The sequence below is a fragment of the Ochrobactrum sp. AP1BH01-1 genome, from assembly GCF_018066705.1.
GTDB lineage: Bacteria > Pseudomonadota > Alphaproteobacteria > Rhizobiales > Rhizobiaceae > Brucella.
This window is the reverse complement of sequence record NZ_JAGPOU010000003.1, coordinates 756,462-775,671: the sequence shown is the minus strand read 5'-3', so window position 1 is coordinate 775,671 and position 19,210 is coordinate 756,462. Positions and strand designations below refer to the sequence as shown.

The following is a 19,210-nucleotide window of genomic DNA, read 5'->3' as shown; positions in this document are numbered from 1 at the left end:
ACTGTCAAAATGAAAAACCCGCCTTTACGGCGGGTTTTCTTTTTTGGCGTTCATGCCGTCATGCCATATGCGCCAGCACAGCCAGAAGCAGCAGCGCCACGATATTGGTGATCTTGATGGCCGGATTGACGGCGGGGCCCGCCGTGTCCTTGTAGGGATCTCCGACCGTATCACCGGTCACGGACGCCTTGTGCGCTTCCGACCCTTTCAGGTGCTTCACGCCGTCGGCATCGGTAAACCCATCCTCGAAGCTCTTCTTGGCATTGTCCCAAGCGCCGCCGCCGGACGTCATGGAGATCGCCACGAAAAGGCCATTGATGATGACGCCCAGAAGCGATGCGCCGAGTGCCGCAAAGGCCGCAGCCTTGGAGCCTGAAATGAGCAGAATGCCAAAATAGACGACAATCGGCGCCAGCACCGGCAGGAGCGACGGGATGATCATCTCGCGGATGGCGGCCCTGGTCAGGAGGTCGACCGCGCGGGCATAGTCCGGACGCTCCTTGCCGGTCATAATCCCCGGCTTTTCGCGGAACTGGCGTCGTACTTCCTGTACGACAGCGCCCCCGGCCCGGCCCACCGCCGTCATCGCCATGCCGCCGAACAGATAGGGGATCAAACCGCCAAAGATCAGGCCCGCCACGACATATGGGTTGGAGAGATCGAAGGAGACAGGCCCCATATCGGCAAAGTACGGATAGGTCTGCCCATTGGCCGCGAAATAGGCGAGGTCGTTGGAATAGGCAGCAAACAGCACCAGAGCGCCCAAGCCCGCCGAACCGATGGCGTAGCCTTTGGTGACAGCCTTGGTGGTGTTGCCAACCGCATCGAGTGCGTCAGTGGCCTTGCGGACTTCGGGGTCGAGACCGGCCATTTCCGCAATGCCGCCCGCATTGTCGGTAACCGGGCCGAATGCATCGAGCGCCACGATCATGCCCGCAATGCCAAGCATGGCGGTGACTGCTATAGCCGTGCCGAACAGGCCTGCAAGCTGGTAGGTCGAGATAATGCCGCCGACGATCACGATTGCCGGCAGAGCTGTCGATTCAAGCGAAACCGCCAGTCCTTGAATGACATTCGTGCCGTGGCCTGTGACGGAAGCCTGCGCGATGGAATTGACCGGGCGTTTGTTGGTGCCGGTGTAATATTCCGTAATTACGACAATCAGCCCGGTAACGATCAGGCCGATCAGTCCGCAGAGGAAGAGATTGGTGCCCGTAATGCTTTTGCCGGCAACGGTTCCGATCTCGCCCCAGCCGACGGTCAGCGTATTGGCGACAGCAAGGCCGACGATGGAAAGCAGGCCTGTTGCTATAAGCCCCTTGTAGAGCGCGCCCATGATGGAGCCATCCACGCTGAGCTTGACGAAGAAGGTGCCTATGATAGACGTAATCACGCAGGCACCGCAGATCATCAACGGATAGAGCATGACACTCGGCAGAACGTCCGATCCGTTGAAGAAGATTGCGCCGAGAACCATGGTCGCAACCACGGTAACAGCATAGGTTTCGAAAAGATCGGCCGCCATGCCTGCGCAATCGCCGACATTGTCGCCCACATTATCTGCAATGGTCGCGGGATTGCGCGGGTCGTCCTCGGGGATACCCGCTTCCACCTTGCCGACGAGATCGCCGCCGACATCCGCGCCTTTGGTAAAGATGCCGCCGCCCAGACGCGCAAAGATCGAGATCAGCGAAGCACCGAAGCCGAGCGACACCAGCGCATCAATAACGGTGCGGTCGGAAGGCGAATAGCCAAGCCAGACAGTGAGGATGAAATAATAGACAGACACGCCGAGCAGAGCGAGCCCTGCCACCAGAAGGCCGGTGATCGCACCGGACTTGAATGCCAGCTCAAGCCCTCCGGCGAGGCTGAGCGACGCTGCCTGAGCCGTGCGCACATTGGCGCGAACGGAAACGTGCATTCCGATAAAGCCGGTGACGCCCGACAGAACCGCACCGATCAGAAAGCCGATTGCCGCACTGATCGACAGCAGATACCAGGCTGCCAGAAAAACCACGACGCCAACGATGGCAATCGTCGAATATTGTCTCGTGAGATAGGCTGAGGCACCCTCGCGGATGGCTTCAGCAATTTCCTGCATGCGCTGCGTCCCCTGATCGGCTGCAAGAACCGAACGGATCGCCCATATGGCGAAAAGAACGGAAAGCACACCGCAGGCAATGACCAGAACTAAGACTGCCACTCCCATTTGCATAAAGGCCAACTCCCATTGAGTTCGCGCTGGCCACCGTCAGACCGCAAGCCGCGATTGCCGGCAGGCGCATGCGCAAGATAGGCCCGAAAACCCCTCCCCGGACCCGACTGAGCGGCATGGAAGTGCCTGAAGCCAATTAAAATATACCGGGCTTCTTCGGTACAGTCATATCTGGAACTTACGCCTTGGAATCAATCAATTGGCGCGATTCCTTGCATTTCAGCATTCTCAATGCCGCGCACCCAACATGCGAAACGGTTTAACAAACGTCAAGTCGTTCTTTGCCAGCCTATAATGAAAGAAGGGCTGCGATTTCTCACAGCCCTTCTTGCTCGACAATATCGAAAGAAACCGTCAGCGCGGCTTCACGCCCCGGCTTTCGCCACGGATAACGAATGCCAGACGATCGAGCACGGCATTGACCAGCTTCGGCTCGTCTTCCGTGTAGAAGGCCTTCGCGATATCGACATATTCAGACACGATCACGGCGGTCGGCACGTCCTTGCGTGTCTGCAATTCCCACGCACCGGCGCGCAGAATGGCACGCAGCGTCGAATCCAGACGCGAAAGCGGCCAGTCTTCCGTCAGTGCCTGGTGGATCATCGGATCGAGCTTCAGCTGTTCATCGACCACACCGGCGACGATTGCGCGGAACCACTGCGGATCGGCATCAAGATACTGCGTGCCGTCGACTTCCTTGCCAAGGCGGAAAGCTTCGTATTCGGCCACCACTTCCAGGACGCCCGTCCCGGCTACATCCATCTGGTAGAGCGCCTGCACGGCGGCAAGGCGAGCGACGCCGCGCTTGTTGGCCATGCGCGGAGCATTGGGAGTCGGGCGGCCTCCGGTAGAAGAGCTCATGATGATCAGGCTCCGAACTTCTTGCGCAGGTCGATCATGGTCAGCGCGGCACGGGCGGCAAAACCGCCCTTGTCCTTGTCGTCGCGGCGGGCGCGGACCCATGCCTGCTCTTCATTCTCGACAGTCAAAATACCGTTGCCGATGGCAATGCTTTCCTCGACCGAAAGATCGGTGAGCGCACGGCAGGATTCATTCGCGACGATATCGAAATGATAGGTTTCGCCACGGATAACCGTGCCGAGCGCGACATAGCCATCATATTCCGTACCGCCATTTTCCTCACCGTCGAGTGCGAAGGAAATCGTCGCCGGAATTTCGAGAGCGCCGGGCACGGTCACGACATCGTAGGTCGCCCCTGCCTCATCCAAGGCTGCTTTTGCGCCATCCAGAAGTGCGTCGGCGAGATCATCGTAGAAACGCGCTTCGACAATAAGCAAATGCGGCGCATGCGCCTCGTGCTTGGACATGAGAGACTCCATGACAAATTTTGCGGACCGCAACGATTGCGGTCAACGCTCAAAATCGGGAAATGCTGTTACAGCTTTAGAGTTCTAGGCTCTAAGCCTATTTCTGATATTGCGCAAGCCTTGCTGCGTAACGTGCCAGCTGGTCGATCTCGATATTTATCTTGTCGCCCGCTTTCCGCTCGCCCCAGGTCGTGACTTCAAGCGAGTGGCGGATCAAGAGTACGTCGAACTCGTTTCCATTGACGCCATTGACCGTCAGCGAGGTCCCGTCGAGCGCGACCGAACCTTTCTGGGCGATGAATGGAGCCAGTTCTTCCGGCGCGCGCAGGGTAAAGCGCACGGCGTCGCCCTCTTCCTTGCGCTCGATGATTTCGGCCTGTCCGTCGACATGGCCGGAAACGAGGTGTCCGCCCATTTCGTCGCCAAGTTTCAGCGAACGCTCCAGATTGATGTTTCGTCCGCTCTGCCAATCGGAAATCGTGGTGAGGCGCAACGCCTCCTCCCATGCCTCGACCTCGAACCAGCGGGCATTGGTGCCTTTTTCCGGCAGCGCCACGACCGTCAGGCAGACGCCGGAACAGGCAATCGATGCACCGAGCTCGATCGTTTCCGGGTCATATGCGGTCTCGATACGCAGAAGGACGCCTTCATTCAGCGGCTTGATCCGGTCAACCTTGCCGATATCGGTTACAATGCCTGTAAACATCAAATCTTCCTTACATATTCCGCATAAGCATCGTCGCCATAGCGCGCCTGCCTCAGAATTTTGAATTCGTCTGCGATATGGGTTTCGAGGCCGTCGACGGCAACCCCGTGCTCCGAGCCGATTTCGACCGTCGAACGGAAGATGGCAAGCCGGTCCACCAGCCCTTCCTTCAGAAAACTCTTCGCAACACCTGCCCCGCCTTCGACGAGAACCGAGGAAATGCCCTGCGCGGCAAGATCGTCCATCAACTCGGGCAAGGCGATGCGGCAATCATCGGCTTCGGTTGCGAGGATGCGGCAACCGGCAGCCGTCAACTCGTAACGCCGTTCCGGCGATGCTTCCTCGCCGCAGGCAATCCATAGTGGCTGGGCATCGGCGGTCTGTACGAGCTTTGAGGAAAGCGGCAGGCGCAATCCACCATCCAGCACTACACGAACCGGCGAACGCTGTTCCAGCCCCGGCAGGCGGCAGTTCAAAACGGGATCATCGGCGAGCGCGGTTTCGATGCCGATCAGGATTACGTCGGTCTGGGCGCGCAGGATATGAGACTGTGCACGCGCAATCGGGCCCGTTATGGCAACCTGTCCCTCGCCCCGGCGACCGATCATGCCATCGGCGGAAAGAGCAAGTTTCAGAATCACTTCCGGGCGTTTCCTGGAAGATCGATTCAAATAGCCCGCCAGATCGTCGGCAGCCTGATTAGCGAGAACGCCCGGAACGACCTCGATGCCAGCCTCACGCAGGATGGCGAAGCCCTTTCCGCTGACGCGCTCGTCCGGATCGGTCGCGGCAACCACGACACGCGCCACCCCTGCCCTCACCAGAGTTTCCGCGCAAGGCGGCGTGCGTCCGTGATGGGCGCATGGCTCCAGCGTCACATAAGCCGTCGCGCCGCGCGCGGCCTCTCCCGCGTCGGCCAGCGCCTGCGGTTCTGCATGGGGCCTGCCGCCCAAAGCGGTCACGCCGCGCCCGATGATGACACCATCCTTGACGATGAGCGTGCCAACGGACGGATTGGTGCCTGTAAGCCCCTTGTGACACCGCGCGTAGCGGATCGTCGCTTCCATGAAGCGAACATCATCCGAAGTCACGTCCGAATGCGGAAACTTGCTGCCACTCATGCTTAAGCGTCCAGATCGTCCTCGGTTTCGGGGACCGTCAGCTCGTCAATGACGTTGTGGAAATCGACGGCCTTGCTGAAATTGCGATAGACCGACGCAAAGCGGATATAGGCGATATCGTCGATGCCTTTCAGCGCATCCATGGCCAGCCGCCCGATCTCGTCGGACGTGACCTCCGCTTCGCCTGAGCTTTCAAGCTGGCGGACGATGCCAGAAATGGCCCGTTCAACCCGGTCATTATCGACATCGCGCTTGCGCAGCGCCACCTCGATGGACCGCGTGAGCTTGTCGCGATCGAAAGGAACCCGACGCCCGCTCTTCTTCACGACCATCAGCTCGCGCAACTGCACGCGCTCGAAGGTTGTGAAACGCCCGCCGCAGACCGAGCAGACGCGACGCCTGCGAATGACAGCGCCATCTTCCGCCGGGCGGGAATCCTTCACTTGCGTATCTTCAGACTGGCAATAGGGACAACGCATGGAACACTTTCGACTTTAACTGCCGCACCCTTGCAGCGAGCAAAGGCGGGAACGCACCTATATGTGGGGTTGGTCCCGATACAAACTCAAGAGCGCTATCCCCGCAAACGATTCCTGTCGATCATAGCCGATTAGTGGCAATCCACCTACCGGATGCAAGAATGAAAAAACCCCGCTCAACAGAGTTGAACGGGGTTTCATCTCGATCATGGAAACCGGCTTATCCCTGATATCCGTACATCGGGAAGCGGTCGGTCAGGGCGACGACCTTTTCCTTCACGGCCTGTTCAACGGCTGCATTGCCTTCGTCGGAATTGGCGACTTTCAGACCGTCGAGAACTTCGGCGATCAGCGAACCGATTTCCTTGAATTCAGCCACGCCGAAACCGCGCGTCGTGCCGGCAGGCGTGCCAAGACGGACGCCGGACGTGACAAACGGCTTTTCAGGGTCGAACGGAATGCCGTTCTTGTTGCAGGTGATGTTGGCGCGGCCGAGAGCGGCTTCCGCACGCTTGCCGGTCGCGTTCTTCGGACGCAGATCGACCAGCATCAGATGGTTGTCAGTGCCGCCCGAAACGATGTCGAGACCGTGAGACTTCAGCTCTTCAGCCAGCGCGCGCGCATTGTCGACGACGTTCTTCGCGTAGAGCTTGAATTCCGGTTTCAGCGCTTCCGCGAAGGCAACGGCCTTGCCGGCGATGACATGCATCAGCGGGCCGCCCTGAAGTCCGGGGAAGACAGCCGAATTGATCTTCTTGGCGATGTCGGCATCGTTGGTGAGGATCATGCCGCCACGCGGGCCGCGAAGCGACTTGTGGGTCGTCGTGGTGCAGACATGCGCATGCGGGACCGGCGAAGGATGAACGCCACCGGCAACCAGACCGGCAATATGCGCCATATCGACCATGAGATAGGCGCCCACTTCGTCGGCGATCTCGCGGAAGCGCTTCCAGTCCCAGATACGCGAATAGGCCGTGCCGCCTGCGAGGATGAGCTTCGGCTTGTTTTCGCGTGCGAGGCGGGCAACTTCGTCCATGTCGAGCAGGTGGTCGTCCTTGCGAACGCCATAGGAAACGACATTGAACCACTTGCCGGACATGTTGACCGGCGAACCGTGAGTCAGGTGACCGCCCGAATTCAGGTCGAGGCCCATGAAGGTGTCGCCCGGCTGGAGCAGCGCGAGGAACACGGCCTGGTTCATCTGGCTACCGGAATTCGGCTGAACGTTGGCGAACTCGGCGCCGAAGAGCTTCTTGGCGCGTTCGATGGCCAGTTCTTCCACGATGTCGACATACTGGCAGCCGCCGTAATAGCGCTTGCCCGGATAGCCTTCGGCATATTTGTTGGTGAGGATGGAACCCTGTGCTTCAAGAACAGCGCGCGAAACGATGTTTTCCGAGGCGATCAGTTCGATTTCGTGGCGCTGACGGCCGAGCTCGTTGCGGATTGCACCGAAAATCTCGGAATCGATGTCCTCGAGGCTTGCATTGAAGAAAGCGTCGGATGACGCATTCCTGGCGGCGGCGTTGGCTTGAGACATGTTTCACACCCTCCGGGTTAGCCGGTAAAAGCTATATGGATGAGGCGCATTATCACACTTGAGCGCACAAGGCCAATGGCCGCAAAGCGAAAAGCATATTCCAAAATGCGGCAAACCGATTTGATAATTGAGCGGAAATGAAAAAGCCGCCCGAAAAGCTTCCAGACGGCTTCTGCAACTTCTCTATCCGATCAGAATCAGGTGTCCGTGCCGAGCGCAAGCGCCGTTGCACCGTCCATCTTGTAGATGTCGTCGCGGAACTGCACCACACCGTCGCCGGTGGACCATGCGGAAATATAGACGAAGTGCAACGGAACCGGATCGGCAAGCTGGATCGGCGTATTGGTGCCCGACTTGATCGTGCTTTCGATGGTCTGGCGGTCCCAGCCCGCAGTGTTCTTCAGGAGCCAGACATCAAGATCACGGACGTTCTGGACGCGGACGCAGCCCGACGAGTCGAAGCGCATGAGCTTGTTGAAATAGCTCTTCTGCGGCGTGTCGTGCATATAGACGGCATACGGGTTGTGGAAGTTGATCTTGGTCGAGGACATGGCGTTGATCTTGCCCGGGTCCTGACGGAACATCAGCTTGACCGCATCATCCGTATTCCAGTCCACGGTCTCAGGCGCGACCTCCTGACCGGACTGATCGTAAAGGCGAATCTTGTTCTTCGCCAGATATTGCGGGTCCTTCCGCATGAGCGGAATGATATCCTTCTGGATGATGGACTTCGGCGCGGTCCAGTAAGGATTGAGGATGACCTCGTGAATCTTCGAGGTCAGCAGCGGCGTCTGGCGGTCGATCTTGCCCACCACAGCCGTGTGGCGCTGTACGACGCTGCCACCCTCGACGGCCTCGATGCGCGCGGCCGGAATGTTGACCATCACGAAACGCTGTTCCTGCAAGGATTCATTCGCGAGAGGCGAAAGGCGCTGGAGATTGGTCTGCAGCTGTCCGAGGCGCGTATTCGCGTCCACATTCATCGCCGCATAGGTGAACTGCCCCATGACGCCATCGGCAGGCAGACCGTGACGGGACTGGAAGCGCTTCACGGCGGCATCGACATAGGTGTCGAACGAGTTGGAAAGCCCGGCACCCTGCGGCAGATCGCCGGAAATCATCAGGCGCTTGCGCAGATATTGGACAGCAGGATCGGTCGCGCCGATCTGGAGTTTCGCATTGCCCGGCACGTTCGGCCAGCCGCCGCGACCGGCAATATCCATATATTGCGCAATTGCGTTCTGGAGGTTTGCCACCGTCTGCTGGCTCAGAACCGGCTGGTTGGTCGCCACATGCTGGCCACCTGTCGCGCGGGCATCGAACTGGTCGTCCCAGTTGCCGCGGCGCGGGGATGCGATAACATCGGTCAGCGCCTGTTGGGCGTATGCCGAAGAAACCATGGCGGAAGCGGCTACGGAAAGGCCGGCGGTCGCCGCGCCGCGCAGGAAACTGCGGCGATCTATCCTTAAAGCATCGGCTGGTCTGTCGGTCTTGGTCATCTTGCGTAGTCCCAAAAGGCTAACCGCTCGCGCGGAATCTTCCCAGAATATCAGCAATAGTTCAGCAAGGCGATATCCGGACAGAAAGCGATGCAAAACTGCTCGCTCATCCGAAATTCGACTTTCGAGCCCATTCCTGAATGAAAGAGGCACAATATTGCCCGTGCCATTTTTTAAAACGCTTATGTCGTTTTTTATGGCTTAATCATGTCGCATGGCCGGAATTTCAAGCCATGCGTCTTACGATTGGGAACTCGCGGCGCCTTATTCTTCTCAATGATCGCCTGTTGTGACAGTTCTGCAACAAAACCGTCAGCCCGCCAGCGGCGGCCAGCCGCGATTCAGAGCCGGTAGGCGATGCTGTCGTTCCAGAAGCGGTCGAGACGCTGCAGCGACTTGTTCATCGCCATGAACTCATCGACCTGAATGCCGCCAACCTGCTCGATCGAGGAAATATGGCGTTCATAGAGCGCGGCCACCTGATCGGCGATCGCATTGCCCTTGTCCGTCAGGCTGACGCGCACCGAGCGGCGGTCGACCCGCGAGCGCTGATGATGGATGAAACCCATCTCCACCAGCTTCTTCAGATTGTACGAAACGTTGGAGCCGAGATAGTAACCGCGCGAGCGCAGTTCACCGGCCGTCAGTTCCGAATTGCCGATGTTGAAAAGCAGAAGCGCCTGCGTCGCGTTGATGTCGCTCTGGCCGTTGCGGTCGAACTCATCCTTGACGACGTCGAGCAGGCGGCGATGCAGCCGCTCGACCAGTTGGAGGGCTTCCAGATAAAGCGAGCGGAGTGCGGTTTCCGGTGTCGTGAGCGGAGCGGATATATCCGTCTTGCGCTGTGCGTTGATCATTTCTTTTGCCTCTCTGCCGGAGCCGCATTCCATGAAACCATGATGCAGCTCTCTGTCCTGTTTTATGCGGTGTATTGTTTCTCACCGTCTTGAGAGGAATTTAGGGGAGATGCATAAAATTCGACTTAAAAGTCAGCCTTAACAGTAACTTACCGCCAAAATTGGCCATTCAGGCTTAATGTTTGCTTACTCTGCGCCGACCTTGAGCCTTCTCCGCGATGCGCCGCTCCAGCGTAAAATGCCGGTTTTCCGGGCCGTGGAAAGCCGTGCCGCATTAAACTTTCGTCATTTGAGAAGTGTGCCGATGAACGCTAGATATCGGCCATAACAATCGACTGGAGGAACCATGGCGCATCGTCTTGCACATTATTTTGCGGTTTGCGGGCTGTTAAGCCTTACCGGCTTTACGAGTTTCGCTCATGCCGAGCCGGTTTCCGCCCCTCCGCAAATGACCATATATAAAGACCCTTATTGCGGCTGTTGCGACGGCTGGGCCGAACATATGAAAGCCGCGGGCTTCAATGTAACGGTCAAGGTCGAAGAGGCGATGGACGCTGTAAAGGCGAAGCATGGCGTCGGAGCCAATCTCGCCTCCTGCCACACGGCGGTCGTCGAGGGATATGTTATCGAGGGCCATGTTCCGGCAGGCGCCGTCAAGCGGTTGCTGGCTGAACGTCCACAGGCAACCGGACTAACCGCGCCCGGAATGCCCATGGGTTCACCGGGCATGGAAATGCCGGGCAGCAAAGCCGACACCTATGATGTCCTGCTTTTCAAAGGCCAGATGACGAAGCCCTTTGCCCGCTACGAAGGCACGCAGGCACTATAAGAGCTGAACAGGCAGGCTCGCCCGAGCCTGCCGTCTCTTCTCGAAGAACAGCAGAACACGAAAGGCGATAAAAATAACGATGCAGGCCGCGTTGAACCCGACCGTCAGCGGCTTGTATTCGAAATGCCGGGAAAAAACGGAATAGATGGCGATTTCGCCGAGTGCTGCCACGAACCAGAGCACAGGCCCCCACGGCGCGCGCATCCACAGCCCCGTCGCGGCAACGGGCATCAGCACCGCCAAAGCCACAACCGCCGTCTGCCAGGGCCATGGCATCAGATCGAAGCGCCAAAGAAGGCCGGGATGAATACCGATCAGCCTGACCCAGTAGAAGACGCCGCTGGCCAGCGCCACGAGCGCGAGTATCCGGACGAACCAGGTGAAGGCCCACTCGGTTCCGCTCGGCTGGGTATGCTGGCGCAGCTCGTTCATATGCATGAGCCAATCCTCACAGGGTTAGTTCCCTGTCGCCCAGATTTGCAAAATAGGCGTTGACCTGTTCAGGCTTCACTTCATCCAGCGTTGCGGGTTTCCATGTCGGCGCGCCGTCCTTGTCGATGAGCAATGCGCGAACGCCCTCATAGAAATCGTGCCCTTCCAGCATGCGGCTGGCAATGCGATATTCCATGCGCATGCAATCGTCGAGATCGAGCGCGCGCCCATCGGCAATCTGGCGGAAAGTGACAGCGACACTGGTCGGGGAGCGCGTGGCGATTACCTTCACGATGTCCATTGCAGCCTTGCTGCCTGCTTCCGCTTCCTTTTCCAGCGCCGCCATGCAATCGGCGAGTGTCGCGCCGGAAAAGCACTCGGTGATGATCTGGCGCGTTTCGACGGAGGTTTCAAAATCGGGATACTGGCTGCGCGTCAGCGCCGCGTCGATGTCGGCGGTAGCGATGATGTCTTCACGCAGGTCATGCAGATCGCTTGCGGCGACCGCATGGGTTGCAATCCCGCTTTGCAGGCAGTCCCCCCAACGGATGCGGTTGCCGGTCAGCGCCAGATAATAGCCGAAATTGTCGTGCAGATGCGGCAGGAACGCGCTGCCGCCCACATCCGGGAAGAAGCCGATACCGGTTTCCGGCATGGCGAACATGGTGTTTTCCGTCACGATGCGATGCGAACCGTGAACGGAAATTCCCGCACCGCCGCCCATGACGATGCCGTTGATCAGGGAGATATAAGGTTTTGGAAAACGGCCGATCCGCGCATTGAGCCGATATTCGTCGCGGAAGAATTCATAGGCGGGCGTGCCGGCCTGACCTGACTTGTAGGCGGCAACCACATCGCCGCCCGCACAGAAGGCCCGCCCCTCGCCCTCGAGAATGACGCATGCCACTTCGGGGTCGTCTTCCCAGGACTGCAATGCGCGATCCAGCGCCAGAATCATTTTATGCGTGAGCGCATTGAGGGCCTCGGTCCGCGTAAGCTTCACAAGTCCCGCTTTTCCCTTGCGTTCAAAGCTGATTTCGCTGCCACCGCCGAAGTCAATCTGCATATCGTGTCTCCCGTTCCTGTAAATGGGTAGAAAGTGAGACGCCCCGCGTCAATCCTGCACAGGTCAATGTTCTTGGTTTCGGCACTTTTCCCATGATAAACGAAGCACATCCGATACCAGTCCTGCGTTTTCATATTCCAGGGCCTCAATTCTCGGGAATAGCTCATGACCGATCGCCAGTCCAAATATCTGCCCGCCAATATCAGCCAGCATGTCGATGACGTCACCGGCAGCAGACGCCTGCGCCGCATGCGCAAGGCCGACTGGTCGCGCAGGCTCGTGCAGGAAACCCGGCTGACGGTCGATGACCTTATCCTGCCTTTCTTCCTGACCTATGGCACCGGCGTGGCCGAGCCTGTGGAAGCAATGCCCGGCGTGGAGCGTTATTCGGTGGATATGGCCGTGCGCATGGCGGAGAAAGCCGCCAGGCTCGGCATTCCCGCCATCGCCCCCTTCCCGCGTGAAAAGCTGGAAGTAAAGACGGAGGACGGCTCTTTCGTCGCCAGCCCCGACAACCTGATCAATCGCGCCGTGCGCGCAATCAAGAAGGAAGTGCCGGAAATCGGCATCATTACCGATGCGGCGCTCGACCCGTTCACCACGCATGGCCATGACGGCATCCTGCGCAACGGCGAAATCATCAACGACGAATCGGTGGCCATGGTGGTTCGGGGCGCGCTCTCGCAAGCCGAAGCCGGTGCCGACATCATCGCACCTTCCGATATGATGGACGGTCGCGTCGGCGCCGTGCGTCAGGCGCTGGACGAACATGGCTTTTGCCACATTCCGATCATGTCCTACGCTACCAAGTTCGCTTCCGCCTTCTATGGTCCCTATCGCGATGCCATCGGCACGCAGGGCCTGTTGAAAGGCGACAAGAAGACCTATTATCTTGATCCCGCCAACCCGGAAGAAGCCGTGCGCGAAGCCGAGCAGGATATTGCCGAAGGCGCGGACATGCTGATGGTCAAGCCGGGCCTGCCCTATCTCGATATCATTCATCGCCTGAAAACCGAGTTCCGGCTGCCCACCTATGCCTATCAGGTGTCGGGCGAGTATGCGATGATCAAGGCCGCAGGCATTAATGGCTGGATCGACGAAGAAAAGGTGATGATGGAAAGTCTGCTCGCCTTCAAGCGCGCGGGCTGTGACGGAATTCTCACCTATTTCGCAATCGAAGTGGCTGAAAAACTTAAACAGCAGGGCTGACCGCCAAGTCCTGCTTTCGGGAAATCATCAAATTTCCTTGAAACCGCCGGTTTTGGTTCCCATCTTGATGACTGTTCCGCCGAGGTGGCGGGGCAGCGCCGGTTGACACATTCCCCGGACGCTTCTTTTGAAACGACTGGAAGGAACAATGTCCGACCATATCCTGCACGGCGAAGTCATGGGTCCGCGTTATGAAAGCCGCGCATTTTTTGAAGGCGTGCGAACCCGCCGCATCATGGCTTTTCTTATCGATTACCTGATTGTTTTCCTGCTCTGCATTCCGGCAGCGATCGTCATTGCAATCCTCGGCATCATTACGCTCAGCCTTGGCTGGATGCTCTATGGCATCATGTTCCCCATGGTGGCGCTGTTCTACGTCGCGCGCACGCTCGGCGGTCCGCAGCAGGCCACGAAGGGCATGCAGATGATGAACATCAAGCTCGTCAGGCTCGAAGGCGGCACGGTCGATCCGATGCTGGCAATCGTCCATACGGTCCTCTTCTGGGGTCTCAATGTGGTGCTGACGCCGCTGATCCTGCTTGCCTCGCTGGTGCTCGATCGCAAGCGCACCGTGCACGATCTTCTGCTCGGCACGGCTGTCATTCGTTCGGACCGCTGAGCCTTTCGCTGCCCGATTGAGGGGATGCTTCAAAAAAATTCAGAGCCGGCTGCGCAAAATACCTATTGACGTTTTGCACCGCCGGTTCAATCCTTATGCCGTATCGTGATGGTTTCGGTATTGCCATTTCGTGGATATTGAATGACCCATCAACCGCAGCAGTCTCCGCAGTTCTTTTTGACGGCTCCATCGCCCTGTCCTTATCTCGAAGGCCAGATGGAGCGAAAAGTCTTTACGCATCTGGTCGGAGACAAGGCGAACGAGATCAACGATCTCCTGACTCAGGGCGGGTTTCGCCGTTCCCAGAACATAGCCTACCGTCCGGCCTGCGAGCTTTGCCGCGCTTGCGTGTCGGTGCGCATCCTGGCGGGCGAGTTCGAGATGACCCGCAATATGCGCCGTGTCTGGAACCAGAACCGCGACCTGATCGGGCGCGTGCACAAGGCGCAGCCCAGCACTGAACAATATGCGCTTTTCCGCGACTATCTCGATGCGCGGCATCGCTCGGGCGGCATGTCCGACATGACGGTGCTCGATTATGCGATGATGGTCGAGGATACCCACGTCAATACGCAAATCATCGAATATCGCAAGCGCGGGCCGGACAGTTTCATCGATCCGAAAGGCGATGGCGAACTGGTTGCCGTGGCTCTGACCGACGTGATGGCCGACGGGCTGTCGATGGTCTATTCATTTTTCTCGCCGCATATGCATGAGCGCTCGCTCGGCACCTATATGATCCTCGACCATATCCAGCGCGCACATGCGGCGGGCCTGCCGCATGTCTATCTCGGCTATTGGGTCGAAGGATCGCGGAAAATGCAATATAAGATCCGCTTCACCCCGCAGGAGCATCTGGGTCCCCGCGGTTGGCAGCGGTTCGAGGGTTAGGGCGCGAGCTGTTTTTCCATCGGATATGACAGCTTCCTGTCCCGCCATATCTGCGGTTCGCCTGCGGGCCTGTAGCCTATTCCCTGATAAAATCGAAGCGCCGTTTCCGTGCTGACAAGGCGGGCAACCGTCACCTCGCGCAGCAAAAGGTAGCTCTCAAGCTCCGACATGAGCGCCTTGCTGACACCGTGGAAGCGAAACTCCGGCGCGACGTAATTCAGCAGGATTTCCCCCTTGTCAGTCGCCAGCCCGACCCCCGCCACGGCGCTGCCGATTTCGGCGACAAGCAACGATTGAAACGGCGTTCCTATCCACTTGCTCACATTTTCCGGGGTCTTGTTGGCGAGCCAAGGCAGCAGAATATCGTCGCGTCCCTCATGATCGACCGTGCAAAGCTCGGTAATGGAGCGCCTCAAAACGTCACAAATTTTGGCGGCATCGCCAGATAAAGCCGGGCGAACGTGCATGGAACCTCCTGGAGCGCGGCCTGTATGGCCGCATCCCATGTTATTCAGCAACTACCCGCAAATCGACCGCAACTTCTTGCGGCTCCGAACGATTCAGAACTTGCCCGAACGCGGGAAGCCCTTCGGGACCAGACGGCCGGCAGAGGCGCGCGCGCCGATCCATTCGACAAGCTCTTCCTTGCTGCGATTGAAGGTGCGCTCTGCCGAATCCTGCCAGGAAAGCCCTTCGGCAATCGCAAAGGTGCGGACGTCGGATACGCCGCCATCCTTGTACTTTTGCAGGCGCACGCCCTTGCCGCGTGTCATTTCGGGAACGTCGGACAGCGGGAAGACCACCATCTTGCGGTTTTCGCCCACCACAGCGATATGATCGCCGGAAACGCGCTGGCAAAGCTTCGCCTCGTCCGGCGCCTTCACGTTCATCACCTGCTTGCCCTTGCGGGTATTGGCGACGGCCTCGCTTTCGGGAACGATAAAGCCGTTACCCTCGTGGCTGACGAGCAGCAGTTTTGCCGCCGGATCGTGCACGAAAGCTGTCAGGATATCCTGATCGTTTTCCATATCGACAAGGATGCGGATCGGCTCGCCATGGCCGCGACCACCCGGAAGCGTGTTCGCGCCAATGGTGAAGAACTTGCCGCCCGTTGTGAAGAACAGAATCTTGTCGGTCGTCTCGGCATGGAAAGCGAGCTTGAGCTTGTCGCCTTCCTTGAAAGCGAGCATCGAGAAATCGGCCAGATGCCCCTTCATCGCCCGCAGCCAGCCCTTTTCCGACACGACGATCGTCACCGGCTCACGCTCGATCATCGCGTGATGAATGTCTTCCAGATCGTGGGTCGGCGCATCGGCGAAGGCAGTGCGGCGTTCACCAAGTTTGGTCTTCGGACCGAACTTTTCACGCACGGCCTTGATTTCGGCGCTGATCTTCTTCCACTGGCGTGTGCCGGAAGCGAGCAGGCCTTCCAGATCGGTCTTCTCGGCGGTGAGATCGTCGAACTCCTTGCGGATCTCGAATTCCTCAAGCTTGCGCAGCGAACGCAGGCGCATGTTGAGGATCGACTCTGCCTGAACGTCGGTCAGTTCGAAAGCCCGCATCAGTTCCTGTTTCGGCTCATCCTCCTCGCGGATGATGCGGATCACCTCATCCAGATTGAGATAAGCGATCAGGAAGCCGCCAAGGATTTCCAGCCGTCTTTCGATTTCCGCCAGACGATATTGCGAGCGGCGGACAAGCACTTCCTTGCGGTGGTCAAGCCACTCGCGCAGAACGCTTCCAAGCGAGAGAACATTCGGCACCTTGCCGTGCGACAGCACGTTCATGTTGAGCGAAACGCGGCTTTCAAGCTCGGTCAGCTTGAACAGCGATTCCATCAGCAGTTCAGGATCGACCGTCCGGTTCTTCGGTTCCAGAACGATGCGAATATCTTCCGCCGATTCATCGCGAATATCGTCGAGCAGCGGCAGCTTCTTTGCCAGCAACAGCTCGGCGATCTTTTCGATGAGGCGCGATTTCTGAACCTGGTAGGGAATTTCCGTGACGACAATCACCCATGTGCCGCGATTGCCCTCTTCCTTTTCCCATTTCGCGCGAACGCGAAACGCGCCGCGACCCGTGCGATAGGCTTCGACAATATTGCCGTGTTCCTCGACCAGAACGCCGCCGGTCGGGAAATCCGGCCCGCGCACCTTGCATTTCAGCAGCGCGGATGGATCCGTCTTCGCTTCCTGCTCGATTTCCGCATATTGCTCGGGCGAGGTGATCAGTTCCTCCACCGGCGCATCGGGGTGGTTGATCAGGTAAAGCGCGGCAGAGCAAAGCTCGGCCACATTATGCGGCGGGATGTTGGTGGCCATGCCGACCGCGATGCCAGCCGAACCATTGGCCAGCAGGTTCGGGAAGGCGCCCGGAAGGACGATAGGTTCCTCGTCTTCCTCATTATAGGTGGGACGGAAATCGATGGCGTTTTCGTTGATGCCTTCGAGCAGCAGCGTCGCCACTTCCGTCATGCGCGCTTCGGTATAACGCATGGCGGCGGCATTATCGCCGTCGATATTGCCGAAATTGCCCTGCCCGTCCACCAGCGGATAACGCACCGCGAAATCCTGCGCCAGACGCACCAGCGCGTCGTAGATCGACGCATCGCCATGCGGATGGAACTTACCCATCACGTCACCGACGATACGGGCGCATTTCGCATAGGCCTGATCGGGATTGAGGCGCAGCAGGCGCATGGCGTGCATGATGCGGCGATGCACCGGCTTCAGGCCGTCGCGCACGTCCGGCAGCGCACGATGCATGATCGTCGACAGCGCATAAGCGAGGTAACGTTCCTCGAGAGCCGATTTGAGATCGACCCGCTCGATGTGTTCTTCGCCGTCACCCGGCGGAATCAGACTTTTTCCCATGTCCCTTCGTACCAACTGCGCGATTCGCCAGCAAGAGTTCAGGAGAACCAATCCAGTACATTAGTGTGCAATAGTCGCAATGCTGCCGCCATTTGCGTCCTATAGAGCTATCAGGGGTAAGTATCCCCCGCTGCAATCGCAGGCTGAGGAAATCATGTTGTTATTGCGCGTGATTTCCGCCTATGAATGCCGCGCTACATCAGAGCGCCGATCCGATTGGATCAGATCGGCGCTCTGATCCTTTGTTTTGACGCGCATCTCATCCGAAAACCGTTTCACACTTTTCGGGATGCGCTCTAAAGATCAGGCAGGAGCTTCGAATGCAGGTTTTCGTCAATATCAGGCCAGCGGCACGTGTTCTGGCTGCCGGAACAGCGCTTTCGCTGGTATTCGGCAGTGCTGCCATGGCCGCAGACGCCAATGCAGTCGCCGAGCGCATCAAGGCGCTCTACGCAAAACAGGGCGGTGAGCTGAGCTTCGCCAACGTTCAGGCAAACGGCTCCGACATCGTTCTTCAGGGCACCAAGATCAAGCTGCCGACAGTGGGCGAAAAGGAAACCGCCATCGGTGACGTTACGCTCCGCAACGTTCAGGATGCGCCGGATGGCGGCTACAGCATCGAACAGGTCACCGTGCCCGATCTTGCGTTTTCCGGTCAGGCCGACAAGAACGACAAGGCCGAGATCAAGGGCTTCGCCATGCAGAACGTGCATGTCCCGGCGGAAACGGCCAAGGGGCCGCTCGACAGCATGGTCATGTACGACAAGCTGAAGATCGACGAAATCCTGTTCGGCACGCCCGGAAAAGACGGTGCCACGGTGAAGGGTTTCGACCTGACGCTCGACACCGCCAACAAGGCCGAGAAGATCGGCTATGCCTGGACCATCGCCAATATCGACGCGACCTTTGAAAAGGACGGCAAGAACCCGCTCGCGCCGCTCGACATGAACACGTTCAACGGCTCGCTGAACTCCAAGGGCAGCTGGTCGCCGACTTCCGGCGACACCACGCTGGACCAGCTGGAAATTCAGGCGCAGGAACTCGGCAAGATCAACATTACCGGCAGCCTCGGCGGCTATGATCTGGCGTTCCTCGAAGCCGTGCAGAAGACGCAGGAAAACATGAGCAAGGCCGACGCGGACAAGGACGCCGCCGGTCTTGCCATTCTGGGTCTGGCGGAACAGCTGAACCTGAAAAACCTGTCGATCCGTTTCGACAACGATACCCTGACCCAGAAACTGCTCGACTATTACGGAAAGCAACAGGGTGCCGATGGCAAGCAGCTTGGCCAGCAGATGAAGATGATGGTTCCGCTGATGGCAACGCAGCTGAAGAACCCGGAATTTGCCCAGCAGCTCAAGGCCGCATCCGACAAGTTCTTCGACGATCCGAAGTCGCTGACCATCAGCGCGACACCGGACCAGCCGGTGACCTTCGCTTCGATCGTTGCAACCGCATCGCTGGACCCGACGAAGATCATCCAGCTTCTGAAAGTCAGCGTCGACGCCAACAATTAAAAAATAAGCCTGGTGAGTTTCCTCACCGG

18 protein-coding genes are annotated in these 19,210 nt (G+C 58.5%); 5 read left to right on the top strand and 13 right to left on the bottom strand.

Translation table 11 applies throughout. The features are described from left to right. Window positions 1–58: 58 nt before the first annotated feature. The 9 genes from J9800_RS14400 to ldtR form a co-directional block, all read right to left on the bottom strand. Entirely contained in the window at window positions 59–2,215 is a 2,157-nt protein-coding gene (locus tag J9800_RS14400) for a sodium-translocating pyrophosphatase (RefSeq protein ID WP_114215672.1), read from the bottom strand. A gap of 354 nt (window positions 2,216–2,569) precedes the next feature. Then, window positions 2,570–3,076, bottom strand: coding sequence for a transcription antitermination factor NusB (gene nusB / locus J9800_RS14395; protein WP_112589521.1), 507 nt, complete (start codon window positions 3,074–3,076; stop codon window positions 2,570–2,572). 5 nt (window positions 3,077–3,081) lie between these two features. Continuing rightward, window positions 3,082–3,543: a 6,7-dimethyl-8-ribityllumazine synthase gene (locus tag J9800_RS14390; protein ID WP_112589613.1), complete on the bottom strand. Its 462-nt coding sequence runs from the start codon at window positions 3,541–3,543 to the stop codon at window positions 3,082–3,084. 97 nt (window positions 3,544–3,640) lie between these two features. Further along, window positions 3,641–4,249: a riboflavin synthase gene (locus J9800_RS14385; RefSeq protein WP_114215673.1), complete on the bottom strand. Its 609-nt coding sequence runs from the start codon at window positions 4,247–4,249 to the stop codon at window positions 3,641–3,643. After that, the gene (gene ribD / locus J9800_RS14380; RefSeq protein ID WP_114215674.1) at window positions 4,249–5,370 is read right to left on the bottom strand and encodes a bifunctional diaminohydroxyphosphoribosylaminopyrimidine deaminase/5-amino-6-(5-phosphoribosylamino)uracil reductase RibD; all 1,122 of its coding nucleotides are present in this window, start codon (window positions 5,368–5,370) and stop codon (window positions 4,249–4,251) included. Before ribD ends, J9800_RS14385 begins: the two co-directional genes overlap by 1 nt. Window positions 5,371–5,372: 2 nt before the next feature. Beyond that, window positions 5,373–5,849, bottom strand: a complete 477-nt coding sequence (nrdR, locus tag J9800_RS14375; protein ID WP_112589527.1) for a transcriptional regulator NrdR — start codon at window positions 5,847–5,849, stop codon at window positions 5,373–5,375. A 220-nt stretch (window positions 5,850–6,069) separates the two neighbouring features. Next, window positions 6,070–7,389 carry a serine hydroxymethyltransferase gene (gene glyA / locus J9800_RS14370; protein ID WP_114215675.1) on the bottom strand — a complete coding sequence of 440 codons (1,320 nt, stop codon included), beginning with the start codon at window positions 7,387–7,389 and terminating at the stop codon, window positions 6,070–6,072. A 197-nt stretch (window positions 7,390–7,586) separates the two neighbouring features. Then, window positions 7,587–8,888 carry a L,D-transpeptidase family protein gene (locus J9800_RS14365; RefSeq protein ID WP_112589615.1) on the bottom strand — a complete coding sequence of 434 codons (1,302 nt, stop codon included), beginning with the start codon at window positions 8,886–8,888 and terminating at the stop codon, window positions 7,587–7,589. A 341-nt stretch (window positions 8,889–9,229) separates the two neighbouring features. Further along, a complete protein-coding gene (gene ldtR / locus J9800_RS14360) occupies window positions 9,230–9,745 on the bottom strand; it encodes a transcriptional regulator LdtR (protein ID WP_112589531.1) in 516 nt (171 codons plus the stop codon). 346 nt (window positions 9,746–10,091) lie between these two features. Here ldtR and J9800_RS14355 point away from each other — a divergent pair, with 346 nt between their 5' ends. Then, window positions 10,092–10,574 (top strand): DUF411 domain-containing protein, encoded by a 483-nt coding sequence (locus J9800_RS14355; protein ID WP_114215676.1) that lies wholly within the window; start codon window positions 10,092–10,094, stop codon window positions 10,572–10,574. Here the strand turns inward: J9800_RS14355 and J9800_RS14350 are convergent. Together J9800_RS14350 and J9800_RS14345 are read right to left on the bottom strand one after the other, a co-directional pair. After that, a complete protein-coding gene (locus J9800_RS14350; RefSeq protein WP_114215677.1) occupies window positions 10,569–11,012 on the bottom strand; it encodes a DUF6163 family protein in 444 nt (147 codons plus the stop codon). The genes J9800_RS14355 and J9800_RS14350 overlap by 6 nt on opposite strands. Before the next feature lie 10 nt (window positions 11,013–11,022). After that, entirely contained in the window at window positions 11,023–12,072 is a 1,050-nt protein-coding gene (locus J9800_RS14345; RefSeq protein ID WP_114215678.1) for an enoyl-CoA hydratase/isomerase family protein, read from the bottom strand. 165 nt (window positions 12,073–12,237) lie between these two features. On the opposite strand from J9800_RS14345, the gene hemB reads away from it, so the two are divergent. From hemB to J9800_RS14330, 3 genes are all read left to right on the top strand, one after another. After that, window positions 12,238–13,281, top strand: coding sequence for a porphobilinogen synthase (gene hemB / locus J9800_RS14340; RefSeq protein ID WP_114215679.1), 1,044 nt, complete (start codon window positions 12,238–12,240; stop codon window positions 13,279–13,281). Window positions 13,282–13,429: 148 nt separating this feature from the next. Next, window positions 13,430–13,900, top strand: a complete 471-nt coding sequence (locus tag J9800_RS14335) for an RDD family protein (protein ID WP_061347371.1) — start codon at window positions 13,430–13,432, stop codon at window positions 13,898–13,900. A 141-nt stretch (window positions 13,901–14,041) separates the two neighbouring features. Then, a complete protein-coding gene (locus J9800_RS14330) occupies window positions 14,042–14,791 on the top strand; it encodes an arginyltransferase (protein WP_112589542.1) in 750 nt (249 codons plus the stop codon). Here J9800_RS14330 and J9800_RS14325 read toward each other — a convergent pair. Further along, a complete protein-coding gene (locus J9800_RS14325) occupies window positions 14,788–15,258 on the bottom strand; it encodes a GNAT family N-acetyltransferase (protein WP_162792641.1) in 471 nt (156 codons plus the stop codon). The two genes, J9800_RS14330 and J9800_RS14325, sit on opposite strands and share 4 nt — an antisense overlap. Before the next feature lie 93 nt (window positions 15,259–15,351). Continuing rightward, window positions 15,352–17,664: a DNA topoisomerase IV subunit A gene (parC, locus tag J9800_RS14320; RefSeq protein ID WP_114215681.1), complete on the bottom strand. Its 2,313-nt coding sequence runs from the start codon at window positions 17,662–17,664 to the stop codon at window positions 15,352–15,354. Window positions 17,665–17,984: 320 nt separating this feature from the next. Between parC and J9800_RS14315 the strand changes: the two genes are divergently transcribed. Then, window positions 17,985–19,181: an aq_1923 C-terminal domain gene (locus tag J9800_RS14315; protein WP_114215682.1), complete on the top strand. Its 1,197-nt coding sequence runs from the start codon at window positions 17,985–17,987 to the stop codon at window positions 19,179–19,181. Window positions 19,182–19,210: the final 29 nt, after the last annotated feature.

Bases quoted from the DNA above. Each gene is read 5' to 3' on its own strand.
- J9800_RS14350 (WP_114215677.1), bottom strand. From the start codon at position 11,012: ATGCATATGAACGAGCTGCGCCAGCATACCCAGCCGAGCGGAACCGAG.
- nrdR (WP_112589527.1), bottom strand. From the start codon at position 5,849: ATGCGTTGTCCCTATTGCCAGTCTGAAGATACGCAAGTGAAGGATTCC.
- ribD (WP_114215674.1), bottom strand. From the start codon at position 5,370: ATGAGTGGCAGCAAGTTTCCGCATTCGGACGTGACTTCGGATGATGTT.
- ldtR (WP_112589531.1), bottom strand. From the start codon at position 9,745: ATGATCAACGCACAGCGCAAGACGGATATATCCGCTCCGCTCACGACA.
- J9800_RS14330 (WP_112589542.1), top strand. From the start codon at position 14,042: ATGACCCATCAACCGCAGCAGTCTCCGCAGTTCTTTTTGACGGCTCCA.
- J9800_RS14345 (WP_114215678.1), bottom strand. From the start codon at position 12,072: ATGCAGATTGACTTCGGCGGTGGCAGCGAAATCAGCTTTGAACGCAAG.
- glyA (WP_114215675.1), bottom strand. From the start codon at position 7,389: ATGTCTCAAGCCAACGCCGCCGCCAGGAATGCGTCATCCGACGCTTTC.
- J9800_RS14315 (WP_114215682.1), top strand. From the start codon at position 17,985: ATGCAGGTTTTCGTCAATATCAGGCCAGCGGCACGTGTTCTGGCTGCC.
- J9800_RS14385 (WP_114215673.1), bottom strand. From the start codon at position 4,249: ATGTTTACAGGCATTGTAACCGATATCGGCAAGGTTGACCGGATCAAG.
- J9800_RS14325 (WP_162792641.1), bottom strand. From the start codon at position 15,258: ATGCACGTTCGCCCGGCTTTATCTGGCGATGCCGCCAAAATTTGTGAC.
- J9800_RS14390 (WP_112589613.1), bottom strand. From the start codon at position 3,543: ATGTCCAAGCACGAGGCGCATGCGCCGCATTTGCTTATTGTCGAAGCG.
- J9800_RS14355 (WP_114215676.1), top strand. From the start codon at position 10,092: ATGGCGCATCGTCTTGCACATTATTTTGCGGTTTGCGGGCTGTTAAGC.
- parC (WP_114215681.1), bottom strand. From the start codon at position 17,664: ATGGGAAAAAGTCTGATTCCGCCGGGTGACGGCGAAGAACACATCGAG.
- hemB (WP_114215679.1), top strand. From the start codon at position 12,238: ATGACCGATCGCCAGTCCAAATATCTGCCCGCCAATATCAGCCAGCAT.
- J9800_RS14335 (WP_061347371.1), top strand. From the start codon at position 13,430: ATGTCCGACCATATCCTGCACGGCGAAGTCATGGGTCCGCGTTATGAA.
- J9800_RS14365 (WP_112589615.1), bottom strand. From the start codon at position 8,888: ATGACCAAGACCGACAGACCAGCCGATGCTTTAAGGATAGATCGCCGC.
- J9800_RS14400 (WP_114215672.1), bottom strand. From the start codon at position 2,215: ATGCAAATGGGAGTGGCAGTCTTAGTTCTGGTCATTGCCTGCGGTGTG.
- nusB (WP_112589521.1), bottom strand. From the start codon at position 3,076: ATGAGCTCTTCTACCGGAGGCCGCCCGACTCCCAATGCTCCGCGCATG.